General features: G+C 61.4%; 21 protein-coding genes and 1 riboswitch. Of the genes, 7 read left to right on the top strand and 14 right to left on the bottom strand.

The genetic code is table 11. The annotated features are described in order from the left end of the window. Positions 1–2: 2 nt before the first annotated feature. The 3 genes from gspE to TSA66_RS22420 all read left to right on the top strand — a co-directional run bounded on the left by gspE (position 3) and on the right by TSA66_RS22420 (position 3,624). Positions 3–1,442, top strand: a complete 1,440-nt coding sequence (gene gspE, locus TSA66_RS22430; protein WP_040041595.1) for a type II secretion system ATPase GspE — start codon at positions 3–5, stop codon at positions 1,440–1,442. Between the two features lie 3 nt (positions 1,443–1,445). After that, complete coding sequence (gspF, locus tag TSA66_RS22425) at positions 1,446–2,666, top strand: type II secretion system inner membrane protein GspF (protein ID WP_040041594.1); 1,221 nt, start codon at positions 1,446–1,448, stop codon at positions 2,664–2,666. 103 nt (positions 2,667–2,769) lie between these two features. Beyond that, positions 2,770–3,624: a type II secretion system protein N gene (locus tag TSA66_RS22420; RefSeq protein ID WP_052452530.1), complete on the top strand. Its 855-nt coding sequence runs from the start codon at positions 2,770–2,772 to the stop codon at positions 3,622–3,624. A gap of 59 nt (positions 3,625–3,683) precedes the next feature. On the opposite strand, the gene TSA66_RS22415 is transcribed toward TSA66_RS22420, so the two are convergent. The 5 genes from TSA66_RS22415 to dksA form a co-directional block, all read right to left on the bottom strand. Beyond that, positions 3,684–3,890, bottom strand: a complete 207-nt coding sequence (locus tag TSA66_RS22415) for a hypothetical protein (protein ID WP_040041593.1) — start codon at positions 3,888–3,890, stop codon at positions 3,684–3,686. A 57-nt stretch (positions 3,891–3,947) separates the two neighbouring features. Further along, entirely contained in the window at positions 3,948–5,291 is a 1,344-nt protein-coding gene (gene hslU / locus TSA66_RS22410) for an ATP-dependent protease ATPase subunit HslU (protein WP_040041592.1), read from the bottom strand. Between the two features lie 43 nt (positions 5,292–5,334). Next, on the bottom strand, positions 5,335–5,871 hold the full coding sequence (gene hslV / locus TSA66_RS22405; RefSeq protein WP_040041591.1) for an ATP-dependent protease subunit HslV: 537 nt from the start codon (positions 5,869–5,871) through the stop codon (positions 5,335–5,337). A 103-nt stretch (positions 5,872–5,974) separates the two neighbouring features. After that, on the bottom strand, positions 5,975–7,441 hold the full coding sequence (locus TSA66_RS22400; protein WP_040041590.1) for an STAS domain-containing protein: 1,467 nt from the start codon (positions 7,439–7,441) through the stop codon (positions 5,975–5,977). A 324-nt stretch (positions 7,442–7,765) separates the two neighbouring features. Continuing rightward, complete coding sequence (dksA, locus tag TSA66_RS28130) at positions 7,766–8,170, bottom strand: RNA polymerase-binding protein DksA (protein ID WP_040042890.1); 405 nt, start codon at positions 8,168–8,170, stop codon at positions 7,766–7,768. Between the two features lie 121 nt (positions 8,171–8,291). Here dksA and TSA66_RS28125 point away from each other — a divergent pair, with 121 nt between their 5' ends. Continuing rightward, positions 8,292–8,753: a hypothetical protein gene (locus TSA66_RS28125; RefSeq protein ID WP_040041589.1), complete on the top strand. Its 462-nt coding sequence runs from the start codon at positions 8,292–8,294 to the stop codon at positions 8,751–8,753. A 159-nt stretch (positions 8,754–8,912) separates the two neighbouring features. Here TSA66_RS28125 and TSA66_RS22385 read toward each other — a convergent pair whose 3' ends face one another. The 6 genes from TSA66_RS22385 to TSA66_RS22360 all read right to left on the bottom strand — a co-directional run bounded on the left by TSA66_RS22385 (position 8,913) and on the right by TSA66_RS22360 (position 14,708). Further along, entirely contained in the window at positions 8,913–9,938 is a 1,026-nt protein-coding gene (locus TSA66_RS22385; RefSeq protein ID WP_040041588.1) for a CobW family GTP-binding protein, read from the bottom strand. 4 nt (positions 9,939–9,942) lie between these two features. Next, on the bottom strand, positions 9,943–10,440 hold the full coding sequence (locus TSA66_RS22380) for a Fur family transcriptional regulator (protein WP_157691754.1): 498 nt from the start codon (positions 10,438–10,440) through the stop codon (positions 9,943–9,945). Between the two features lie 81 nt (positions 10,441–10,521). Further along, positions 10,522–11,724, bottom strand: coding sequence for a class I SAM-dependent rRNA methyltransferase (locus TSA66_RS22375; protein WP_040041587.1), 1,203 nt, complete (start codon positions 11,722–11,724; stop codon positions 10,522–10,524). A 32-nt stretch (positions 11,725–11,756) separates the two neighbouring features. Continuing rightward, on the bottom strand, positions 11,757–12,722 hold the full coding sequence (xerC, locus tag TSA66_RS22370; RefSeq protein ID WP_040041586.1) for a tyrosine recombinase XerC: 966 nt from the start codon (positions 12,720–12,722) through the stop codon (positions 11,757–11,759). A 16-nt stretch (positions 12,723–12,738) separates the two neighbouring features. Continuing rightward, on the bottom strand, positions 12,739–13,407 hold the full coding sequence (locus tag TSA66_RS22365) for a DUF484 family protein (RefSeq protein WP_040041585.1): 669 nt from the start codon (positions 13,405–13,407) through the stop codon (positions 12,739–12,741). 221 nt (positions 13,408–13,628) lie between these two features. Beyond that, a complete protein-coding gene (locus TSA66_RS22360) occupies positions 13,629–14,708 on the bottom strand; it encodes a porin (RefSeq protein WP_040041584.1) in 1,080 nt (359 codons plus the stop codon). A 349-nt stretch (positions 14,709–15,057) separates the two neighbouring features. On the opposite strand from TSA66_RS22360, the gene TSA66_RS22355 reads away from it, so the two are divergent. Continuing rightward, positions 15,058–16,563, top strand: a complete 1,506-nt coding sequence (locus tag TSA66_RS22355; protein WP_040042888.1) for a tetratricopeptide repeat protein — start codon at positions 15,058–15,060, stop codon at positions 16,561–16,563. A gap of 3 nt (positions 16,564–16,566) precedes the next feature. Here TSA66_RS22355 and dapF read toward each other — a convergent pair whose 3' ends face one another. Genes dapF through TSA66_RS22340 form a run of 3 tightly spaced genes read right to left on the bottom strand, consistent with a single transcriptional unit; the run spans position 16,567 to position 19,143 of the window. Further along, the gene (dapF, locus tag TSA66_RS22350) at positions 16,567–17,418 is read right to left on the bottom strand and encodes a diaminopimelate epimerase (RefSeq protein ID WP_040041583.1); all 852 of its coding nucleotides are present in this window, start codon (positions 17,416–17,418) and stop codon (positions 16,567–16,569) included. Between the two features lie 10 nt (positions 17,419–17,428). Further along, on the bottom strand, positions 17,429–18,292 hold the full coding sequence (locus TSA66_RS22345) for an LpxL/LpxP family acyltransferase (protein WP_040041582.1): 864 nt from the start codon (positions 18,290–18,292) through the stop codon (positions 17,429–17,431). Beyond that, on the bottom strand, positions 18,289–19,143 hold the full coding sequence (locus TSA66_RS22340; RefSeq protein WP_040041581.1) for a lysophospholipid acyltransferase family protein: 855 nt from the start codon (positions 19,141–19,143) through the stop codon (positions 18,289–18,291). Before TSA66_RS22340 ends, TSA66_RS22345 begins: the two co-directional genes overlap by 4 nt. A 219-nt stretch (positions 19,144–19,362) precedes the next feature. On the opposite strand from TSA66_RS22340, the gene metK reads away from it, so the two are divergent. After that, a complete protein-coding gene (gene metK, locus TSA66_RS22335; protein ID WP_040041580.1) occupies positions 19,363–20,526 on the top strand; it encodes a methionine adenosyltransferase in 1,164 nt (387 codons plus the stop codon). A 129-nt stretch (positions 20,527–20,655) separates the two neighbouring features. After that, positions 20,656–21,573, top strand: coding sequence for a M14 family zinc carboxypeptidase (locus TSA66_RS22330; protein ID WP_232429519.1), 918 nt, complete (start codon positions 20,656–20,658; stop codon positions 21,571–21,573). Positions 21,574–21,617: 44 nt separating this feature from the next. Beyond that, positions 21,618–21,693, top strand: a riboswitch (S-adenosyl-L-homocysteine riboswitch). The last annotated feature ends 28 nt before the right edge of the window (positions 21,694–21,721 follow it).

Below are 21,721 nucleotides of genomic sequence, written 5' to 3'. Positions count from 1 at the left end.
CAATGAGCACCAACTTGACCGACGCCCGACTGTTACCGTATGCCTTCGCGCGCGACCACGCCTTGCTGGCGCGCCGCAGCGAGGCCGCCAACAATGCCGTCGAGGTCTGGGTGTCGGACGCCACCGCGCCGGCCGCCATCACCGAAGTCAGCCGCCGCTACGGGCGCGTCAAGCTGAAGTCGCTGCCGCATGCGGACTTGGAAGCGGCCATCGCCAAGGCCTATGCCAATTCGGCCGGCGACGCCGCGCAGGTGGTGGAGGATGTCGAATCCGACCTCGACCTTGCCAAGCTGATGCTCGATATGCCGGCCATCGAGGATCTGCTGGAATCGGCCGACGACGCTCCGGTGATTCGCATGATCAATGCGCTGCTGACCCAGGCGCTGCGCGAGGAAGCCTCCGATATCCACATCGAGCCGTTCGAGCAGGTGTCGGTGGTGCGGTTTCGCATCGACGGCGCGCTGCGCGACATCGTGCGGCCGAAGAAGGCGATCCATGCCTCGCTGATCTCGCGCATCAAGATCATGGCGCAGCTCGACATCGCCGAGAAACGCCTGCCCCAGGACGGTCGCATCACGTTGCGCGTGGGCGGCAAGCCGGTCGACGTGCGGGTGTCGACGCTGCCGACCGGCCATGGCGAGCGCGCCGTGTTGCGTCTGCTCGACAAGGAAGGCGGGCGGCTCGACCTGAGCCACCTCGGCATGAGCGCCGACGTGCAGAAGCAGTTCGACAACCTGATTTCCCAGCCGCACGGCATCGTGCTGGTGACCGGCCCGACCGGTTCCGGCAAGACCACTTCGCTGTATGCAGCGCTGTCGCGCCTGAATTCGCCGACCACCAATATCCTGACAGTGGAAGACCCGATCGAATATGAGCTGGCCGGTATCGGCCAGACCCAGGTCAACGCGCGCATCGACATGACCTTTGCGAAGGCACTGCGCGCCATTCTGCGTCAGGATCCGGACGTGATCATGATCGGCGAGATCCGCGACCTCGAAACCGCGCAGATCGCGGTGCAGGCATCGCTCACCGGCCACTTGGTGCTGGCCACGCTGCATACCAACGATTCGGCCGCAGCGGTGACACGTTTGCTCGACATGGGCATCGAGCCGTTCCTTCTGTCATCGTCGCTGCTCGGCGTGGTGGCGCAGCGCCTAGTGCGCAAATTGTGCCCGCACTGCAAGCGGCAGGACGGCCGCGAATGGCACGCAGTCGGCTGCGACAAATGCGGACACACCGGTTATCACGGCCGCGTCGGCGTGTACGAGCTCTTGCTGACCACCGAACAGATCCGCGCCCAGATCCACGACCGTGCCTCGGAAGCCGATATCCGGGCTACCGCGCAGCGGAACGGCATGCGCACCATGCGCGAGGACGGCGAGCGCTGGCTGGAAGCCGGCGTGACGACGCCCGAGGAACTTTTGCGGGTAACGAAAGAGTAAGCGATGCCGGCATTCCGCTATGAAGCCGTCGACGCGGCGGGCGCAACGAAGAAAGGCGTGGTCAATGCGGACAGCGCCCGTGCCGCGCGCTCCGACCTGCGCTCGCAAGGACTGTTGCCGCTGGTGGTCGACGCAATCACCGCTCAGGTCGACGAGCTGGGGCAGACCCGGCGCAGCGCGTTCGGCGATCGCCTGTCGACCACCGAACTGGCCCTGTTCACCCGCCAGCTCGCCAGCCTTTTGGAGTCGAGCCTGCCGCTGGAGCAGGCGTTCACCGCGTTGCTGGAGCAGGCCGAGCGGCCGTATGTGCGCGATCTGGTCGCGTCGATCCGCTCCGAGCTGATGGGCGGCTCGTCGCTGTCGGATGCGCTGGCGCGCCATCCACGCGATTTTGCCGACATCTATCGCGCCCTGGTGGCATCCGGCGAGCAGATCGGCCAGCTGTCGCGCGTGCTGTCGCGCCTGGCCGACTATATCGAACGGCGCAATTCACTGGTGCAGAAGGTGCGCCTGGCATTCACCTATCCAGCCATCGTCACCGTGGTTGCATTCGCGATCGTGATCTTCCTGCTTGCCTATGTGGTGCCGCAGATCGTGTCGGTGTTTGCCAATACCAAGCAAAAGCTGCCGCTGCTGACGGTGATCATGCTGGCGATCTCGGATTTCGTGCGCAGCTATGGCTGGATTGTCGCCATCGTGGTGATCGGCGCTTTTTTCGCGTGGCGCCGCGCGCTCAAGAATCCGGATATCAAGTACCGCTGGCATAAATGGCTGCTTGAGGCGCCGTTATACGGCAAGTTCGAACGCAGCCTGAACACGGCGCGCTTTGCCAGTACGCTGGCCATCACCACCGGCTCGGGCGTGCCGATCCTGCGCGCGCTGCAAACCAGCCGCGACACGCTGTCGAATGTGGCGATGCGCGAGCAGGTCGAGGATGCAACCACCAGCGTGCGCGAAGGGGTCGGATTGGCGCGCGCCTTGTCCGCCCATAAACACTTTCCGCCGATGCTGATCCATATGATCCGCGCAGGCGAAGTAACCGGCGAGTTGCCGGCCATGCTGGAGCGCGCATCCAATGCGCAGGAGCAGGACCTGGAGCGGCGCGCGATGACGATTGCGGGCTTGCTGGAGCCGGCCCTGATCCTGGTGATGGGCGTCGTGGTGCTGCTGATCGTGCTGGCGGTGTTGATGCCGATTATCGAGATCAACCAGCTGGTGCGCTAAGGATCGTTCGGGTTTTCGATATAAGAAAAAAGAAGCAGTGCCTGTACCTGCGCCGCCTTGTCCGCCAGGGAAAGGGCTGGAACCCTATCATGAGAGGGAGTAAATGAAGCGCATGCCGCTGATCGTCAGTTTCTTGCTGTTCATTGCATTGTGCGCATCGATTGCGTACTGGGGACTGCAGTTGTTCAAGCCGCCGACGCGGCCGGTAGCCGCGCCGCCACGCGCCGTCCGCTCGGATGTCTCGCCGGATGACGCTGTGGCGCTGTTCGGCGGACGGCCAGGCAAGGTCGCTGCCGCGAGCAATTATCAATTGAAAGGCGTGATCCTGTCAGGCACCGCGGACGACAGCGTTGCCATCCTGAGCGCTGACGGCAAGCCGGCGCAAGCCGTCGGGGTTGGCACGGAGGTGGTGCCGGGCGTGACCGTCAAGGAAGTCCACCGCGAATACGTGCTGCTGTCGGACGGTGGTGCGGTCAAGCGCGTGGACTTGCCGGAAAACGCGAAGATGCAGGTGAGTATTGCCTCGACAGCGCCGGCCGGCGCACAGCAAGGAGCGGGAGCGTCGCCATCCCCGGCACGCAATGTCCCTGTGGCGCCTTCGCCGCAACCTGTGCAAACACCAGCGACGGCGCCAGCCGTAACGCCGGCAACCTCGCCGGGCCAGACGCCGACGGCACGTTCGCCATTGCTGCCACCGCCGGCACCCCAGGCGCAGCAACAGGGGCAGTCTCCATCTCAGAGCCAGACGGCGCCTGCCGTTCCGGGGCGCGTGGTCGTCAGTCCGTCACCAACCGCACAAACTACCTCACCGCCGGCTGCACCTGCTCAGCCAGCAACGCCCGCTCCAGCGGCGACAATGGCTGCACCGGGCGCTTCGCCTCAACCAACGCCGCCAACGTCGGCACCATCAGATGTTTCCGGCGAAATGCGCCCGCCGCCGTCGCTGCAAAGCCGCTAGCGGCTCTTCCTGCAAACGGCAAGTACAGACGGCTCTCGGAGCGCACCAAGGCGAGCGGTTTAATCGGCTTTGCCGTCATCGGCATCCGATAGGCGTTTTAACAGCTTCTGCTGAAATGACTTGCCTTGGGACGGGGAATTGCGCTGCGATTGCGCCGATCGCTGCCTGGCATCAGGCGCAACCGGATTGCGCGCCTTTAATGCTTTTTGCGACGGCTCCGCCCGGATCATCAGCTTTTGCCGGGTAGCGAGTGCCTTGTTGGCCATGACGTGACGATGAAGAGGTGCGCCAGCGCGGACGATGGACCGCGCCGGCGTAGTGGATTACAGGACGTAGCGCGACAAATCCTCGTTGACGGCAAGCGCGCCCAGCTTGTCGTCGACATAGGCGGCGTCGATGCCGACCGTCTTGCCGGACACTTCGCTGGCCGAGAAGGAAATTTCTTCCAGCAGTTTCTCCATCACCGTATACAGGCGTCGCGCCCCGATGTTCTCGGTCTTTTCATTGACTGAAAAGGCGATTTCCGCCAGGCGTTTGATGCCGCTGTCGGTGAACTCGATCTGCACGCTTTCCGTCCCGAGCAACGCTTCATACTGCTTGGTCAGGCACGCGTCGGTAGCGGTCAGGATGCGCTCGAAGTCGGCGATCGACAGCGATTCCAGTTCGACCCGGATCGGGAAACGTCCCTGCAGTTCCGGAATCAGGTCGGACGGTTTGGCCAGGTGAAAAGCGCCGGAAGCGATGAACAGGATATGGTCGGTGCGGATCATGCCGTACTTGGTGTTGACGGTCGTGCCCTCGACCAGCGGCAGCAGGTCGCGCTGCACGCCGGCGCGCGACACGTCGGCGCCGCCGACCTCGGAGCGGCTGGCGATCTTGTCGATCTCATCCAGGAACACGATGCCGTTCTGCTCGACGTTGGCGATGGCTTTTTGCTTCAGCTCGTCCTCGTTGATCAGCTTGGCCGCTTCCTCCTCGATCAGGAGCTTCATGGCGTCCTTGATCTTGAGCTTGCGCTTTTTCTTGCGCGACGCACCCAGGCCGGAGAACATCGACTTGATTTGCTCCGTCATTTCTTCCATGCCGGGCGGCGCCATGATTTCCATGTGCGGCCCGGTTTCGGCGACTTCGATCTCGATCTCGCGGTCGTCGAGCGCACCTTCGCGCAGGCGCTTGCGGAAAGTCTGGCGCGCCGTGCTTCCCTGGGCATCGTTATCCGGCGCGCTCGGTGCCGCCGAAAAGCCGAAATCCCGCGGCGGCGGCACCAGGATGTCGATCACGCGGTCTTCCGCCGCATCCTCGGCGCGCGTACGCACCTTGCGCATCTCGGTTTCGCGCGTCTGCTTGATGCCGATGTCGATCAGGTCGCGGATGATGGTATCGACATCGCGCCCGACATAGCCTACTTCGGTGAACTTGGTTGCCTCGATCTTGATGAAGGGGGCGTCGGCCAGCTTCGCGAGGCGGCGCGCGATCTCGGTTTTGCCCACACCGGTGGGGCCGATCATCAGAATATTCTTCGGCGTGATCTCGTGGCGCAGCGGTTCTTCGACCTGCTGCCGGCGCCAGCGATTGCGCAATGCAATCGCGACTGCGCGCTTGGCCTTGCCTTGTCCGACTACGTGCTTGTCGAGTTCGGAGACGATCTCTTGGGGAGTCATGTTCATGGTGTTGTTCGCAGTCCGTGCTAAACGTTATGGGGGCGCCGCGTTATTCGAGCGTTTCGATGGTGTGCGACAGATTGGTGTAGATACACAGCTCGCCGGCGATGGTGAGCGACTTCTTGACGATGTCCAGCGGCGACAGCTCGGTATGCGCCTGCAGCGCCTTGGCTGCAGATTGTGCGTAGGCGCCGCCGGAGCCGATGGCGCCGATGCCGTCCTCGGGTTCGAGCACATCGCCGTTGCCGGTAATGATCAGCGTCGATTCACGGTCCGCCACCAGCAGCATTGCTTCCAGGCGGCGCAGCATGCGGTCGGTGCGCCAGTCCTTGGCCAGCTCCACCGATGCGCGCATCAAGTTGCCCTGATGTTTTTCCAGTTTGGCCTCGAAGCGCTCGATCAGCGTGAACGCGTCGGCTGTGCCTCCGGCAAAACCCGCAAGCACCTTGCCCTGATAAAGCTTGCGCACCTTGCGCGCGCTTCCCTTCATCACGATATTGCCTAGCGTTACCTGTCCGTCGCCGCCGAGCGCAACAACGTTGCCGCGACGTACAGACAGAATGGTCGTGCCGTGAAACTGTTCCATGCTTGCCTCTGAAGTGAATGTATCACCAGCAAATGAGGGCGCAAAAGCAAATTACAAGTAGTGTAGGCGAAGGCGGAGAAATCGCCAGAAAGAGGCGCGCAGCCTAGTTCTTGCGCGGCAGGATGCGCGCGATGTCGTTCAGGCCGATTACATTGAACAGTGCGGCCACGAGATGATTCACATGGTGGAATTCGAGCGACTTGCCGTTTCCACAGAAGGGCGCAAGCCCCGTCAGCAACCGTCCGGCTGCATTGAAATCGACGCGCTTGAGCGCAGAGCAGTCGATGACTGCCGGATTGTGTTCGTCGGAATGGGCGACGATGGCGAGAATCAAATTATCGATGCGGCCTTCGACCAAGGCCGGCATCATGAAGCTGTCGCTGGCCGGATTGCTGGCCGCCGCTTCGGTTGCTGCCGTCGTGACCTTGGTCTTGGGCGCGACGAAGGCTGGCGGCGACACTTCGAATGTGACGCAGTAATCGATGCTGGTTTCCTCGAAATCCTTTTCGCGGTTCAGCAACTGCAGTATCTCGAGCAGCAGCAGCCAGGCATCTTCCGTGTCGTCGCGGCGGCCGACTACGATCGTCGCGCGGATCTTGTCCGCCAATTCCGCCGCCCCAACCAGGATCAAGTCATGGCCAGATTTTTGCAGTTTCTTCAGCAGGTTCAACAGCAGGCCGCAACCGGCTGCGTCGACTTCGCTGACACGGGCGAACTCGAGGCGCAGCGTGCGATGCGTTTCTGCCAGTTTCTGTATGCGGTCGACGGTCTTGGCGCTGCCGGCGTCGAGCTTGCCAGAGAACGGCACCATCGGTGTCGTACCTGGCTGTACGGATGCTGTTGAAGTCGCTTCTTGCGATGCGCTGCCGGACCAGGCGGGCGGTGAAGTTTCAAACTTGCTTGCGTAAGCCAGCGACAGGTTGTCGAACTGCTGCTGGTTTCCGGTTACCTGATACAAATCAAACAGCATCAGCCAGATTTCGGCGGTCGCGTCGCCTAGCAAGTCTTCGGCAATGGCGTTCTTGAGCAAATCTTCGACCACGTTGTTCTGGCCGTTCGCATACATGATGGCGGCTTCTTCGACGACTGCGGCGACTTCCGACGTGGCGACACCGACGGTTCCGATGGTGCTCGAGCCGTTCAGCAGGAAATCGGTGGCAGCTCCCATCTGGGGGGCGCTCGGCTGCGCATCAACTGCCGGCGCTGGAGCGGGGCTCTTTTGCTGCTCTGGACGAGCTTGTGCAGCGTGCGGGGGGGATTTGCTGCGGGTGCCTGTAGACGCCGGCGGGGCAGATGCCTTCGTTGTCGCTGAGGCGCTGACGGGCTGAATCGTGGTCGCCTTGAATTCAGTCGACATTTCAGACTCGATCGCATCGATTTTCAGCACGGTGGCAAGAGCCGCCTGGGCATCGCGCTTTGGCGCTGACAAGCGGCCGCTGTTTGCGCTGTCGACCTTGCTTTCAGAGCGCTGTGCAGTTGACGGCGTGCTCCGCTTCGAGCGCGAAGCGGTCTTGTCGGCAGGATTATCCTGCCGGCCGTCCTTCTTGCCAAATAGCGAAAAAATCCCCACGTCGTCCCTGTCTAGAATACTGCTGTAATTCGCTTGTTTTCAGCGAAATTTACAGGTGTTATTAATTTACTCCAGGCTACCATTACAACGGCTAAGACCGGGTTTGTCAAACATCCGTACGCTTATTGACAACGTCATTGCGACTTTTGTATGGATGATAACCAAGCCCTGCCCTGGCAGCCGCGCATCATTTTCCCTGCAGTGCCGGCGCCGTGCAGCTGGAGGGCCAACATGACGAATTGACGGCGCCGTAAAAGCAAACAAGCGTACGATGCACGAGGCAAGGTACGCTTGGCGGGTAATGCGGAACGAATCCGGTTCGGCTCAGTCGCCGTACAGCTTCTGCTTGAGCTCGCGGCGCTGTTGCGCTTCCAGCGACAAGGTTGCGGTCGGACGGGCCAGCAGGCGCGGAATGCCGATCGGTTCGCCGGTCTCTTCGCACCAGCCGTATTCGCCAGCGTCGATGCTGGCGATCGCCTGCTGCACTTTCTTGAGCAGCTTGCGCTCGCGGTCGCGCGTGCGCAGCTCCAAGGCATGCTCTTCCTCGATCGTCGCACGATCGGCCGGGTCCGGCACCAGCACGGTTTCGCGCAAGTGCTCGGTGGTCTCGTCGGCGTTTTTCAGCAAGTCTCGTTCGAGCTGTTGCAGACGCGCTTTGAAGAAGGCCAGCTGCGCCTCGTTCATGTAATCGTCGTCGCTCATCTTGAGAATCTGCTCTTCAGTCAGCAGGGCGCCGCCGGCAGGGGCGGCGGGAGTCGGTTTAGTTGTTTTGGTAGCCACTTCGCTTACTTTCGAAACTACGGATGTTTCCATTGTATCTGTTAATCCAGCACCTGCATTGTTACCGCTCATGGAGCTGCCGGATGCCTCCTTGGAACTCGTTTTTTCAGTCGAGGCACGCGTACCTCGCTTCAAAACTGGTGCTGTTTTGCTTGCTGCAGGTGCTGTGTTTTTCGCACCGGCCGCGCGCGCTGCAGCGGGTACTGCATTCTGTGCGGCTGCTGCCTTGACGGGAGCTGCTTTTGCGAAACGACTCACTGCCGCCCTAGTATCATCAGCCGCCGCATTGCTTTTTACCGTGGTTTTGGCTGGTTTGGCAACAGTTTTCGGTGTCGCCACAGTAGTTTTTTTGGTGGGAGCTGTCACACCCGAGATTGTTTTCGTCAGTTTGCTCGCCGTTTTGCCGGGCGATTTAGCCTTAGGGGCCTTAGCGGGGCTGGTCGCGACTTTTTTTGTGGCGCTTTTGGCAGCCGCGTTCTTGGTAGCGGATCTTGTAACGGTTGCGTTCATTTTTATCCTTTTCTTATCATGAACCGCCCGACCTGTCATCTGCCCGACATCGGCGCACCCGACTTGCTTACCGCTCGCACCGGGCAGGCGCAGGCTGCATCGAACGTCGCGTGCGACTTTGATCTACACGCATATTGCCAAACGACCACCTCCGCTGCTTAAACCTACATCAAATGTTAGTTTATACCAAACATTGTTCCAGGCCGCGAATAAAAGTATCTTTCGGGAGATTCTTCCCGATAAAGACCATTTTGCTGCCGCGCGCTTCGTCATCCCTCCATTTCGCCCCGATATCGCTGCCCATCATCTGATGCACGCCCTGGAAAACCACCTTGCGGTCCGCGCCTTCCATCCATAACACACCCTTGTAGCGCAGCATGCGCGGCCCGAATACCTGCACTAGATTGCCCAGGAATTCATCCAGGCGCGCAGTGTTGAACGGTCGCTCGCTTTTGAACACGAAGGCCGCGATGTCGTCCGAATGATGCGCATGATGGTGGTCGTGGCTGCAATGCGCATCGCAATTATGGTGATCGTGTACATGTTCTTCGACGGCGAGGAAATCAGGATCGATTTCCAGCTTGTCGTTCAGGTTGAAGCCGCGCAAATCGAGCACATCGGATATCGGCACCTGGCCGAAGTCGACCTTGTTGACTGGCGCGCGCGGATTGATGCGCTTCAGGCGCGCCACCAGGGCATCGACCTGGTCCATGCCCACCAGGTCGGTCTTCGACAGCAGCAGCTTGTCGGCAAAGCCGGCCTGACGCTGCGCTTCTTCGTGATCGTCGAGCTGTAGCATCCCGTGCTTGGCATCGACAACGGTGACGACCGCATCCAGCAGATAGTGGGCGGCGACTTCGTCGTCCATGAAAAACGTCTGCGCTACCGGTCCCGGGTTGGCCAGGCCGGTGGTTTCGATCACCACATGGTCGAATTGCAGTTCGCCTGCATTGCGCTTTTGCGCCAGCGTGGAAAGCGCAATGATCAGATCGCCGCGCACGGTGCAGCAGATACAGCCATTGTTCATCTCGACGATCTGCTCGTTGCTGTCCTGGACCAGGATTTCATTGTCGATGTTTTCCTGGCCAAACTCGTTTTCGATCACGGCAATCTTGTAGCCGTGCGGCTCGCGCAGGATGCGGTTGAGCAGGGTGGTTTTGCCGGCACCAAGAAAGCCGGTCAGTATGGTTGCAGGAACAAGTGCCATAGTTTCATTGTGCGCAGTCGGCGCACCATCCTTTTATGGTGAATTCGATATCGTGGCTCTGGAAGCCTTTTCCTAGAGTTTCCTGCAAGGCGTTTTGCAGCAGCCCCGCCTCCGCGATGCTGTCCAGGCAAAACACCTTGGCGCAGCGGGTGCACTTGAAGTGCCCGTGTTGGTGATGCGGCGTGCAGTCGGCATGGTGCTCGGCGCCGGCGCTGTAACGAAAGACCCGGTCGTCGCCGGCGATCTTGTGCGCCAGTCCGGCGTCGGTCAGGCAGTCGAGTGCCCGGTACAGCGTGACGCGGTCCATATCGGCGAACGCATCCTGCACATCCTGATGGGAAAAGGCGCGTTGTGCGTCCAAGAGCGCCGCCAGTACCTTGACGCGTGCAGCGGTAATGCGCACCGACGCGTTGCGCAGTTGGGATTCCGCCAGTGCGGCCATGCGCGGCTCGTCGAACTTGCGGCTGGTCCCGCCTGTGGCCGGTTTGGCTTTGAGGCTCATGAAAGCAAGGCTGTGAAAAACAGGAGCGGGAATTATGACTTACTTATAATCACGCTGCAAAAATTGCCGCTAATGCAATCATCAAGGCTTTTGCAGCATCAAGCCTTTCAGATATTCGCCTTCCGGGAAGCTGGTCGTCATCGGATGGTCGACCCCGGCCGATAGCCGCCGCAGGATATAGGCGTCGACTTTTGCATCGTTGGCAGCGCCGGCGACAATCTTCTGAAACAAGTCAGCGCTGATCGCTCCCGAGCAGGAATAGGTAAACAGCAGTCCGCCCTGGCGCAGCAACTGGAACCCCAGCAGGTTGATGTCCTTGTAGGCGCGCGCCGCGCGCTCCACCTGGCCGGGCGACGAGGCGAACTTGGGCGGATCGAGCACGATCAGGTCGAACGATTTTCCCTGTTCGCGCAGTGTGCGCAGAGTTTTGAACACGTCCGCATCCCACCATTCGGCGCGGGATGCGTCGAAGCCATTGAGTGCCACGTTGCGCTGTCCGATCGCCAGCGCTTCGCCGGACGAGTCGATCGACACCACGCTGCTGGCACCGCCCTTCAGCGCCGCCAGCGAAAAGCCGCCCGTGTAGCAGAAGCAGTTGAGCACGTCGCGCCCGGCTGCATGCTCCATGACGAGCCTGCGGTTGTCCCGCTGGTCGATATAAAAGCCGGTCTTGTGGCCGGTACTGATATCGACCGCGTAGCGCACGCCGTTTTCCGTCACTAGCGTCTCTGCGGGCGGCTCGGCGCCGGCTAGCGTGCCGGTCACCAGGGGCAATCCTTCGCGCTCGCGCACCGACGCATCCGACCTTTCATAGACATTCGGGCAGCCGGTTTCAGCCATCAGTGCCTGCACGATCGGTACCTTCCAGGCTTCCACGCCGGCGGACTGGAACTGGCATACCACATGGCCATCCGCGCCGCCGTACCAGTCGACCACCAGGCCAGGAAATCCGTCCGCTTCGCCAAAGATCAACCGGATTGCGTCGGTATCCTTCACGGCGGCGAGCCGGTACGCGAGGGCTTTTTTTGCGCGGCGCTTGATCAATGCATGGTCGACCGCTTCGTTTTCGTTGAAGCTCCAGACCCTTGCGCGGATTTGCGACTGCGGGCTGTAGGCGGCGCGCGCGAGAAACTGGCCGGACGCCGACTGCACCACGGCGGTGGCGCCAGGCTTGTTCTTTTCCTCCGGTTTGCCGTCAATGCGGTCGATTGCGGTCGGGAATATCCAGGGATGGCGGCGCAGCAGGCTTTTTTCCTTGCCGGGCTTGAGGGTGATGGTGAGCATGATGTCGGTGATGAATGCGCTGCGAGCAGCGCTTATTTGTCGGTGTTGATTTTTTTCGCGCGCGGATGCGCCGCGTCGTACACCTGCGCCAGCCGCTGGAAATCCAGCGAAGTGTACACCTGGGTCGCCGCGATCGACGCGTGGCCGAGCATTTCCTGTACCGCGCGCAGATCGCCGGATGATTGCAGGACATGCGAAGCGAACGAATGCCGCAGCACGTGCGGATGCACGTTGGCTGGAATGCCGAGCGCCTTGGCATGCGCTTTGAGCCGCAACTGCAGCACGCGCGCCGATATCCGGGTGCCGCGCTCGCTCAGAAACAGCGGGTGCGGATCGAGTCTGACCAGCGTGTTGCGCACCGAGAGCCAAGCGCGCAATGCTTCCAGCGCGGGGGCGCCGACCGGCACCGTGCGCTGCTTGTTGCCCTTGCCGGTCACGCTGACTTCGCCCGCATCGAAGTCGATCCAGCCGGCCGAGACGTAGCCGCCTTCCTTGGCAAAGCGCACGTCCAGCGCCGCCAGTTCCGACACCCGCAGGCCGCTCGAATACAGCAGTTCGAACATGGCGCGGTTGCATAGCTGGCTGGCGCCATGTGCGTCTTTCCCGGGGCTGGGCTGGGCGACGACGCGTACTGCGTCGTCGGCCGAAAGCGCCTTGGGCAGCGGCTTGTCGCGTCTGGGCGGCTTGATGCCTTCGACCGGGTTGGAGGGCAATGCTTCCCGCTCGGACAGCCAGGCAAAAAAGCCGCGCCAGGCCGACAGCTTGCGGGCAATCGAGCGCGCGTTCTGGCCTTGTGCATGAAGTTGCGCGGCGAATTTGCGGATGTGGAAATGCGACAGCGCAGCGAGCGCAGGAGCTCCTGGCGAGGCGGCGGCGAGCTCCGTCAGCTCGCCCAAGTCGCGCCGGTAACTGGCGACGGTATGCGGCGACAGCTTGCGGTGCTTTTCCAGGCTGTCGAGATAGCTGGCGATACGGGTCGAGTCGGTATCGGCGCTCACATCGATGCGTCCGGGCTTAAGCGAGCAGGCAGCTTAACGCAGCGCTGGCCGTTTCGCCGATCCTGGATAGGAAATCGGTTGCCATGTCCGCCGTAAAGCGCTGTGGATCGGGCGAGCCCAGGACCAGCAGGCCGAATGCCGCCTGTTGCGCATCCACGCGCAGCGGCAGCATCGCGATCGACTGGATCGATTCCGGCTCGTCGAGCCAGGAGGCGGCTTCGAATTCCTGGTTGGCGCCACAGTAGGGGGCGGTCAGTCCGTTGCAGAACAGGCGAGCGTCTTCCGACACGTCTTCCGAAAACCAGGTATGGGAAAACACGTCGGCTACACCCCAAATGCGCAAGGTCGCCTGCGGCACGCCGAAAATCGTGTGCAAGCCATTGGTCAGCGTATGCGGCAAGTCCACGTCATTGCGCGCAAGTAGCAGCGAGCGGGTCCAGAGCTGGAACTTCTCCATGATCGCGTCGTTTTCCTGACCGATGCGCATCAACGCGGCCAGGCGCATCTCCATCATCTTGACCTTTTCGCGCAATACCTCCATCTGCCTTTCCTGCAGGGAGACAGTGCGCCCCGCCAGCGGGCTGGTCAATTTCACCATGGCCAGCAGTTCGCTGTGCTCCTCGAAAAAGTGCGGATTGTCAGACAGGTAGCCGGCGACGGCGGCGGAGTCGAGTTGGGTGGTCATGTGTGCAGGTTCCGAAGGATACGCAGGATCGGCCAACAGAGACAATGCTTGTCCTGGCTGAAATGCCGATCAGATAGTCAGGCGTGATTTTAACCGACAACTGTCCGTCGTAAACGCCGCAATGCAGGCGGAAAAGGAGGGGGAGCGCGGCCGGGATGCAGGCGACAGGCGCTGCATGGGAACATGCAGCGCCTGTCGTGTACGGCCGGTGAACAACTACATCAGAACAGGTGGCGCACACCGACGTTGAACAGGCGGTCGCTTTGGCCAGGAGCGGTCGAATTCAGGCTTACGCCGGCATCGTTCTTGGTGTACCCGATCGACGTGTACAGATTGGTGCGCTTGGACACGGCATGGGCGTAACCGATTGCCCATTGATCGGATTTGCCGTTCGCCAGATCCCGGATGTCGTTGCGATTCCAGGAAGCCATGACCGTACCTGCGCCGCCTACCGGAGCGGAAACGCCGACCAGCCAGTTGCGGGTTTTGAGCGAGGTGGCAGCGCTGTCGGCATGGGTGTCGCCGTAGGCCAGGTGCGCTTTTGCCACACCGAGATCGTAATAGCCGCCGACGAGGATGGTACGCAAGTCAGCCGTAGTGCCGCCGCCGCCAAATACTGCTGCAGCCGATCCGGCGGTTGCGACTGCGCCTGGCAGCGTCGCTGTAGTCGACTTCTGATAAGCGAGTTGCGCGTTAATCGGCCCGTTCGCATAGCCGACGCCAGCGGCATAGGTACGGTTGCTGGCGAAGGCGCCTGGCTGTTCACCGAAGCTATAGCTCAATGTACCTGTCAGACCGCTCACATCCGGCATGGAGTAGCTGATGGTATTGTCGGTGCGCAGGAAAGGATCGGCATTGTACAGACCGTAGCCAAACGCTCTCTGCGCATTGCCGGCCAAGCCGATGCGGAACGGATCGATCTGATCCATTGCAACATATAACGGGGTCAGCTGGCGGCCCAGCTTGACGGAGCCGAAGCCACCCTTCAAGCCGACCCAGGCTTGACGGCCGAACAGGCGATTGGTGGTTGCATTGCTCTGAGCCAGCGTGCCATTGTCGGTGTTAAAGCCGTTTTCCACATTGAAAATTGCAGACAATCCGCTGCCCAGGTCTTCGGATCCCTTGAAGCCGATCCGGCTTCCGGACTGGTTGCCGCTGTCGAGCCTCCAGGTGCGGCCAGCGCCGGCGTTATCGTAAACAATGCCGGCGTCGACGACACCGTAAATGGTGATGGCGGTTTGGGCAAACGCCGTGCCGGCAAGCGTGCTCAGGACCGCGAGTGCGATTAATGATTTTTTCATCGTTTTATCCCTCATTGAAAAAGGTTTGGTGAAAAATCCGTGCATGTCGGACAAGCTCACATTACAAGTCCGCTATGGCAAGCGAGCCGAATTCGTCAGCATCGCGGACATGATTTGACCGAAAGCGCGAGTGGAGTGGATGCTTGTGGTTTTTTTGTCACGTTGATGTACGGATACAAGGGTGGTGCACCAGTCATATGGGCAGGTTGCACTGCTGTGATGTTGCGTAATTACTTCATATCTTTTCGCATCTTCACCGATCTCTCCTTCCCCTTGATGTGGCGCAGCCAATATCGTCGTGTTGTACGAAATACTGATCCGGGTCCAACGAAATGACGACGATGAAATCATGGCGAATCGTGAAGAGCTGCTAATTATTCGTGCGGCGCGTGCAGGACAAGCTGCCGCGCAGCTGAAGCTGGGCGAGCGCTATTTATTCGGTGGGGCTGGTCTTCCCAGAAGCTTGCCGACGGCGTTGTACTGGCTTGATCGTGCCGCTCAGCAAGATGAAAAGGATGCGTGGCTGCTTATCGGCAGCCATGTTCCCTTCGAAACCGTGCAGCAAGCGGGGGAGCCTTCCAAGCTGTGCGTCTGGTACGAGCGCGCGTTCGATGCCGGTGTGGCGCAGGCGGGATTAGTGCTGGCCAAGCTGTTGCTGGGACAAGTCGGTGGCGCGGTCAGCGACGCAATGCGGCAAAAGGCACTGCGCGCATTGCAGGAAGCGGCGCAGGCGGGCATCGCCGAGGCGCAGTGGTTGTTGGCACAACACATCGGTCATCCTGGCGACAGCACGACGGTGCCAGCGGCGGCTTCTCCTGCCGATAATGACGCCATGCTGGAATGGGCGCAGCGCGCAGCAAGGAGTGGCGTGGTGCAGGCGCAATATGCGCTGGCGGACCATGCATGGGCGACGACGGACTACATGGCATTCCTGCAGTGGGCCTTGCCGCTGGCGCGCGGCCTCGCGGATCAGCATGAAGCGAGCCGGCAATGGGATGTGCGCGATCTCGATCTGCTGTCCCGCTGTGCCCATGCACTGTATCGAGGAGGAACATATGAACCGGCCGAGGTTGTTCGTTTCTGGGAAATCGTCGCGCAGCAGGGCGATCGGGAGGCGCAATGCGCGCTCGGGTTGTGGTACGCCCGGATGGATGAAAGCGGCCGCCGCGTGCCGGCCATACCTGGCCTTGCCAATTACAAGAAGGCGATTCGCTGGTTGTCGCTGGCTGGAGAGCAGGGATCGGTCCATGCATGGTATGCGTTATCGCGCATTTACCTGAAGCCGGAATGCTCGCAGCGCAACCTGGCCGAGGCGCAGCGCTACCTGGAAAAGGCCGCGCAGGCAGGGCACGGCATCGCACAGCTGGAGCTCGGCAGCAGCGCCTGGCGCACGCGCAGGCATCATGAAGACAACGACGTGCGTGCCGCTTACTGGCTGCAAAAAGCGGTTTCGCAAGGCATCGCGGAGGCGCGCCGCCTGCTTGAACAAGCCGCCGTGCGTGCAACGCCGGCTGCGTGGGCCAAGGCAGCGCGGCAGCGGTTGACGCACGATGCTGCCGACCTGTACCCGCTGTTGGACGCACGCATCGAACTGGCGGCCTTGTTCGGCCTGGCGCGCAGCGAGGCATTGCTGATCGATCTGCCGGCGGCGGATCGCGGGCACTGCCTGGTCGTCGATATCCGGGCGCACCATCCGCACAGCAAGCGCAGGCTGATCCTGGTGCAGACGGCGGAAGAACGCAAACTGCTCGACCGCGTGGCGCGCTTGTTCGAGCAGCTCGATTGCGGCCCTGACGGCCCCGAGGGGAATTACCGGCAGCGGCTGTATCGGCTCAAGACGCTGCTTGGCAACTGAGCATCAAAGTTCGATTTCGCCTTCGAACACGCTGACTGCCGGACCGGTCAGCATGACCGGCTTGCCCGGACCGGCCCAGGCGATCGACAACTCACCGCCACGCGTCGTCACCTTTACCGGCGAGTCCAGCAGGCCACGGCGGATGCCGGCGACGACGGCAGCGCAGGCGCCAGTGCCGCAGGCAAGCGTCTCGCCTGCGCCGCGCTCGAATACCCGCAACCGGACGTGGCGACGGTCGACGATCTGCATGAAGCCGGCGTTGACCCGCCTGGGAAAGCGCGGATGATGTTCGATCACCGGTCCATCCAGTTCCACGGCAGCGGTGTGCGCATCGACGACGACTTGCACGGCATGTGGATTGCCCATCGACACCACGGAGAACCAGCAAGTCTTGCCATTGATTTCAAGGGGCCAGAGCAGGTCGTCGCCTTCGCGCCTGCCTTGCAAGCCCGCCGCATCGAACGGCACGCGCTCGGGTTCCAGCACCGGCGCGCCCATGTCCACCGTAATGCTGCCATCGGCTTCCAGGTGTGGCTCGATCACGCCCGACATGGTTTCTACCCTGATCGTGCGCTTGTTGGTGAGGCCCTTGTCGGTGACGAATTTGACGAACGCGCGAGAGCCGTTGCCGCATTGCTCGACTTCGCCGCCGTCGGCGTTGTAGATGCGGTAGCGGAAATCGACGCCTGCCGATTGCGGTTTTTCGACCACCAGCATCTGGTCGGCCCCAACCCCGAAACGGCGGTCGGCCAGCCGCTTCCACTGCGCCGGCGTGAAATCGATCTGCTGGTGGATACCGTCGATGACGACGAAATCGTTGCCGGCGCCATGCATTTTGGTGAATTTGAGTTTCATGCGAATGATTCTAATAAAAACCGGGTTCGCCCGGCGGCCGGGTCTTGAAGCGCTTATGCGCCCAGAAATACTCGGCCGGCGCTTCCCGCACGCGCTCTTCGATGAAGGCATTCATGCGGCGCGTCGCTTCGATCATGTCCAGGCCGGGATAATTCTCCCATGCCGGATAAAACTTCACTTTCCAGCCACGGTAACCTGGCAGGAATGTCGCGATCACCGGCATCACCTTGGCGCCGGTCGCCGCTGCCAGGCGCGCGGTCGCCGTCAGGGTGGCTGCCGGCACGCCGAAGAAGGGCACGAATTCCGCATCCTTGGAACCGAAGTCCATGTCCGGCAGCATGAAGAACGGCAAGCCTTCGCGCATCGCCCGGATGATCGGCTTGATGCCGTCGCCGCGCGAAAACAGCCGCACCGGATGAAAGCGCGAGCGGCCCTTGCGCAGCGCTTGATCGAACACCTTGCTTTTCTGCTCGGAATAGATGGAGCAGCCGGACGTCTCCAGCGTGATCGCCACGCCGGCGACATCCAGGCAAACGAAATGCGGGCACAAGAGGATGGTCGGCCCGGCCTGGATCGCGTCGAGCGGCACGCCCGGTTCGACGACGATCAGGCGTTTCAGGCGCGCCGCCGAGGCCCACCACAGCACCCCGCGCTCCAGGATGCTGCGCGCATATCCCTGGAAGTGGCGCTTTGCAATCATGCGGCGCTGCTCTTCCGGCAGCTGCGGCAGGCACAGTCGCAGGTTGGTCAGGGTGATCCTGCGGCGCGAGCGCACCATGATGAACAGCAGCGAACCGATCGCTTCCCCGAGGCGGCCCAGCAGCGGCAGGGGCAGCCAGTGCAGCAGCCACATCAAACCCAGCAGCAGCCTCATGCGGTTTCCCTTTGTTCGGTTGGAGCGGCGACGCCGGGCGGCGTCTTGTAGCGGTTATAGCTCCAGAAGTATTGCGCCGGGCAGCGCGCGATCAGGCGCTCCATTGCGGCATTGATGGCGCGAGCCTGTTGCTGCGGCGTGTCGCCCAGCGCTTCCTCGAACGCCACGAAGCGGATCAGGTAGCCGCGCCCGAACGGCAGGCGTTCCGCATAGACCAGGATGATCGGCGCGCCGCTCATTTGCTGCATCTTGGCCGGCAGCGTCATGGTATAGGCAGGCTTGCCGAAGAAATCGGCCCAGACGCCTTCCCCGTTTTGCGGCACCTGGTCCGGCAGCACGCCGATCGGGCCGCCGCTGCGAAGCGTTTTCAGCAAAGTGCGCACGCCAGCCAGGGTGGCCGGCGCCAGCCGCAAGTCGCCTCGGGCGCGCGCGCCTTCGATCAGTGGCTTTAACGTCTCCTTGCGCGGCGGGCGGTACATCACGGTCAGCGGCGTCCTCGTCGCGACGTATTGCGCGGTGATTTCAAAGCAGCCCAGATGCGGCGTCAAAAAGACGATGCCGCGTTTCGCGTCGAGCGCCGCCTGCACGATTTCCCAATTTTCGATCTTTGCGCTGCCCAGTACGCGCTGCGACGATGCGCACCAGATGAAAGGTAGTTCGAGTATGTTCTTGCCGGCTTCGGCGATCGCCCGCGGCAGCGCTTGCGGAAATCCGGCGCGCACAATATTGTCTTTTAGTCTACGTCTGTAGGAAGGGGACGCGAGGTAGACCAGCCAGCCGAGCAGGGAACCAATTGCATGCAGTATCGGCAATGGCAAGACCGAGAGCAGGCGAAAAAGAGTGACTAGCATCAAAAACGCAACGAGAAAGTTTGTGGAATTTTTCCAGACGCGTAAAATATCACACCGACAGTCCGCTGGTCCGTTATTTGGGCCATCTCGGATTGCCGTTTTTTCCGCCGAGTTAATCAGACAACTTGCGAGGCGGCCTACAAATTTCGCTAAAGCGTCGCAGGCTCATTGAGTTGGCCGCGACAGGGTCGACAACAATCTCTCTACAAGGAGCCTGCGATGGCAAATGAATATCTCTTCACCTCGGAGTCTGTTTCCGAAGGTCACCCCGACAAAGTCGCCGATCAGATTTCCGACGCGATTCTCGACGCAATCCTGACACAAGACCCGAAGGCCCGCGTTGCGGCTGAAACGCTGTGCAATACCGGTCTGGTCGTGCTTGCCGGCGAAATCACTGCGGATGCAAATGTCGATTACATCGGGGTAGCGCGCGACACTCTCAAACGTATCGGTTACGACAATGCCGACTACGGCATCGACTACAAGAGCTGCGCGGTGCTGGTGGCCTATGACAAGCAGTCGCCGGATATCGCGCAGGGCGTCGACGAGGGCAAGGGGCTGGATCTCGATCAGGGCGCGGGCGACCAGGGCCTGATGTTCGGCTATGCCTGCGACGAGACGCCTGAACTGATGCCGGCAGCGATTTACTACGCGCACCGCATCGTCGAGCGCCAGTCGCAATTGCGCAAGGATGGCCGTCTGCCCTGGCTGCGCCCGGATGCCAAGTCCCAGGTGACGCTGCGCTATGCGGACGGCGTGCCGGTGGCGATCGATACCATCGTGCTCTCCACCCAGCACAGCCCGGAAATGACGCATAAGGCGATCGAGGAAGCGGCCATCGAGGAAATTATCAAGCCAGTTCTGCCGCAGGAATGGCTGAAAAATACCCGCTACCTGATCAACCCGACCGGCCGTTTCGTGATCGGTGGCCCGCAAGGCGATTGCGGCCTGACCGGACGCAAGATCATCGTCGACACCTACGGCGGTGCAGCACCGCATGGCGGCGGGGCATTCTCCGGCAAGGACCCGTCCAAGGTTGACCGTTCCGCCGCCTATGCCGGACGTTACGTGGCCAAGAATATCGTCGCCGCAGGGTTGGCCAAGCGCTGCCAGATCCAGGTCTCCTATGCCATCGGCATCGCCAAGCCGACCTCGGTGATGGTGACAACCTTCGGCACCGGCAAGGTGAGCGACGAGCATCTGGCAATGCTGGTGCAGGAATTGTTCGACTTGCGTCCGAAGGGTATCGTCCAGATGCTCGACCTGCTGCGCCCAATCTATGGCAAGACTGCCGCGTATGGCCATTTCGGGCGTGAAGAGCCGGAATTCAGCTGGGAGCGTACTGACAAGGCCCAGGCACTGCGCGCGGCGGCAGGACTGTAAGAGCGCTTGCATTGCGTCAAAAAAACGACGGGGCGCCTCCCGAGCGAGGCGCCCCGTAGCATTTGTGGCGCGCGATTAGTAATATAGAGTTTTTCTGCGGCAAGTGCTGCGTAAGAGGTTGACTTCATCGTGCGACTGCTTCGTTGCACTTCTGTAATTATCGGACTGGTATGGTGTCTGTCCGCTTTCGGCGGAAATGCTGCTCCATCACAGCCTGCCGACTGGTGCAAGCGCCTGAGCGCGCGCCTGCCAGACGTTTCCGTCGCGGACTGTCAGCAAAGCGCGCTGAAACCGACTGGCGCGCTGTCGCAGAAGGGTTTCCCTATCCTGAAGCGCGTCATTCCGGCGGCAAAAAGCGGCAGTCCTCACAAGGAACCGGTGCGCGTCTTGCTGTTGGGCGGCATTCACGGCGACGAACTCACGGCGGCAGCCATCGTGTTCCAGTGGATGCAGTGGATGCAGACCGCGCCCGCGCGCGACTTCGAATGGGACGTTGCACCGGTGGTTAATCCGGATGGCTTGCTCGCGCCTAAGCCACAACGCGTCAATGCCAATGGCGTCGACCTGAACCGTAATTTCCCGACTCCCGACTGGAAGCATGATGCGCCGCGTTACTGGACAAGGGTGACACGCAGCGATCCGCGCCGCTTTCCCGGCGCAGCCCCATTGTCCGAACCCGAGACCCGCTGGCTGAACCAGGAAATGGAGCGTTTTCGGCCGCATGTCATCATTTCGGTGCACGCGCCGTTCGGCGTGCTCGATTTCGATGGTCCGGCGCCGGCACCGCGCCGTTTCGGGCGCCTGCATCTCAGCCCGGTCGGTGTTTATCCCGGTTCGCTTGGGAACTATAGCGGCGTGCACAAGAACGTTCCCGTGATTACGATCGAATTGCCGAATGCACTGGCGATGCCGCCGCAAGCCGAGGTCAAACGCATCTGGCTCGACATGCTCGGCTGGATTGCGCGCAATGTGCCGCAAAGGACGCAGGTGGCGCAGGACGCCGATGCATCGCCGCTGCAGGGTGGGGCGGGGAAAGCGGTTCGTTGATGCAGGTTGGGATTTTTGGCCATTTAACTGCGGTATAATTCCTGCTCCAAGGAGCGTTGCAGCACGGTTTTCATGACCGTGTCAGGCTTGGATTCTTTTTCGCAACGGCGCTCACGTTACTTTTTTCTACTTTTTCTGGAAAGGAGGG

It is taken from the genome of Noviherbaspirillum autotrophicum (assembly GCF_000818395.1).
Lineage (GTDB): Bacteria > Pseudomonadota > Gammaproteobacteria > Burkholderiales > Burkholderiaceae_D > Noviherbaspirillum > Noviherbaspirillum autotrophicum.
Note: the sequence above shows the minus strand (reverse complement) of the source record. Positions and strands in the feature narration are given on the sequence as shown.

What these genes read in the sequence shown, in the direction of transcription:
- gspE (WP_040041595.1), top strand. Translation starts at nt 3, where the DNA reads ATGAGCACCAACTTGACCGACGCCCGACTGTTACCGTATGCCTTCGCG.
- gspF (WP_040041594.1), top strand. Translation starts at nt 1,446, where the DNA reads ATGCCGGCATTCCGCTATGAAGCCGTCGACGCGGCGGGCGCAACGAAG.
- TSA66_RS22420 (WP_052452530.1), top strand. Translation starts at nt 2,770, where the DNA reads ATGAAGCGCATGCCGCTGATCGTCAGTTTCTTGCTGTTCATTGCATTG.
- TSA66_RS22415 (WP_040041593.1), bottom strand. Translation starts at nt 3,890, where the DNA reads ATGGCCAACAAGGCACTCGCTACCCGGCAAAAGCTGATGATCCGGGCG.
- hslU (WP_040041592.1), bottom strand. Translation starts at nt 5,291, where the DNA reads ATGAACATGACTCCCCAAGAGATCGTCTCCGAACTCGACAAGCACGTA.
- hslV (WP_040041591.1), bottom strand. Translation starts at nt 5,871, where the DNA reads ATGGAACAGTTTCACGGCACGACCATTCTGTCTGTACGTCGCGGCAAC.
- TSA66_RS28125 (WP_040041589.1), top strand. Translation starts at nt 8,292, where the DNA reads ATGGAGCTGCCGGATGCCTCCTTGGAACTCGTTTTTTCAGTCGAGGCA.
- TSA66_RS22385 (WP_040041588.1), bottom strand. Translation starts at nt 9,938, where the DNA reads ATGGCACTTGTTCCTGCAACCATACTGACCGGCTTTCTTGGTGCCGGC.
- TSA66_RS22380 (WP_157691754.1), bottom strand. Translation starts at nt 10,440, where the DNA reads ATGAGCCTCAAAGCCAAACCGGCCACAGGCGGGACCAGCCGCAAGTTC.
- TSA66_RS22375 (WP_040041587.1), bottom strand. Translation starts at nt 11,724, where the DNA reads ATGCTCACCATCACCCTCAAGCCCGGCAAGGAAAAAAGCCTGCTGCGC.
- TSA66_RS22365 (WP_040041585.1), bottom strand. Translation starts at nt 13,407, where the DNA reads ATGACCACCCAACTCGACTCCGCCGCCGTCGCCGGCTACCTGTCTGAC.
- TSA66_RS22360 (WP_040041584.1), bottom strand. Translation starts at nt 14,708, where the DNA reads ATGAAAAAATCATTAATCGCACTCGCGGTCCTGAGCACGCTTGCCGGC.
- TSA66_RS22355 (WP_040042888.1), top strand. Translation starts at nt 15,058, where the DNA reads ATGGCGAATCGTGAAGAGCTGCTAATTATTCGTGCGGCGCGTGCAGGA.
- dapF (WP_040041583.1), bottom strand. Translation starts at nt 17,418, where the DNA reads ATGAAACTCAAATTCACCAAAATGCATGGCGCCGGCAACGATTTCGTC.
- TSA66_RS22345 (WP_040041582.1), bottom strand. Translation starts at nt 18,292, where the DNA reads ATGAGGCTGCTGCTGGGTTTGATGTGGCTGCTGCACTGGCTGCCCCTG.
- TSA66_RS22340 (WP_040041581.1), bottom strand. Translation starts at nt 19,143, where the DNA reads ATGCTAGTCACTCTTTTTCGCCTGCTCTCGGTCTTGCCATTGCCGATA.
- metK (WP_040041580.1), top strand. Translation starts at nt 19,363, where the DNA reads ATGGCAAATGAATATCTCTTCACCTCGGAGTCTGTTTCCGAAGGTCAC.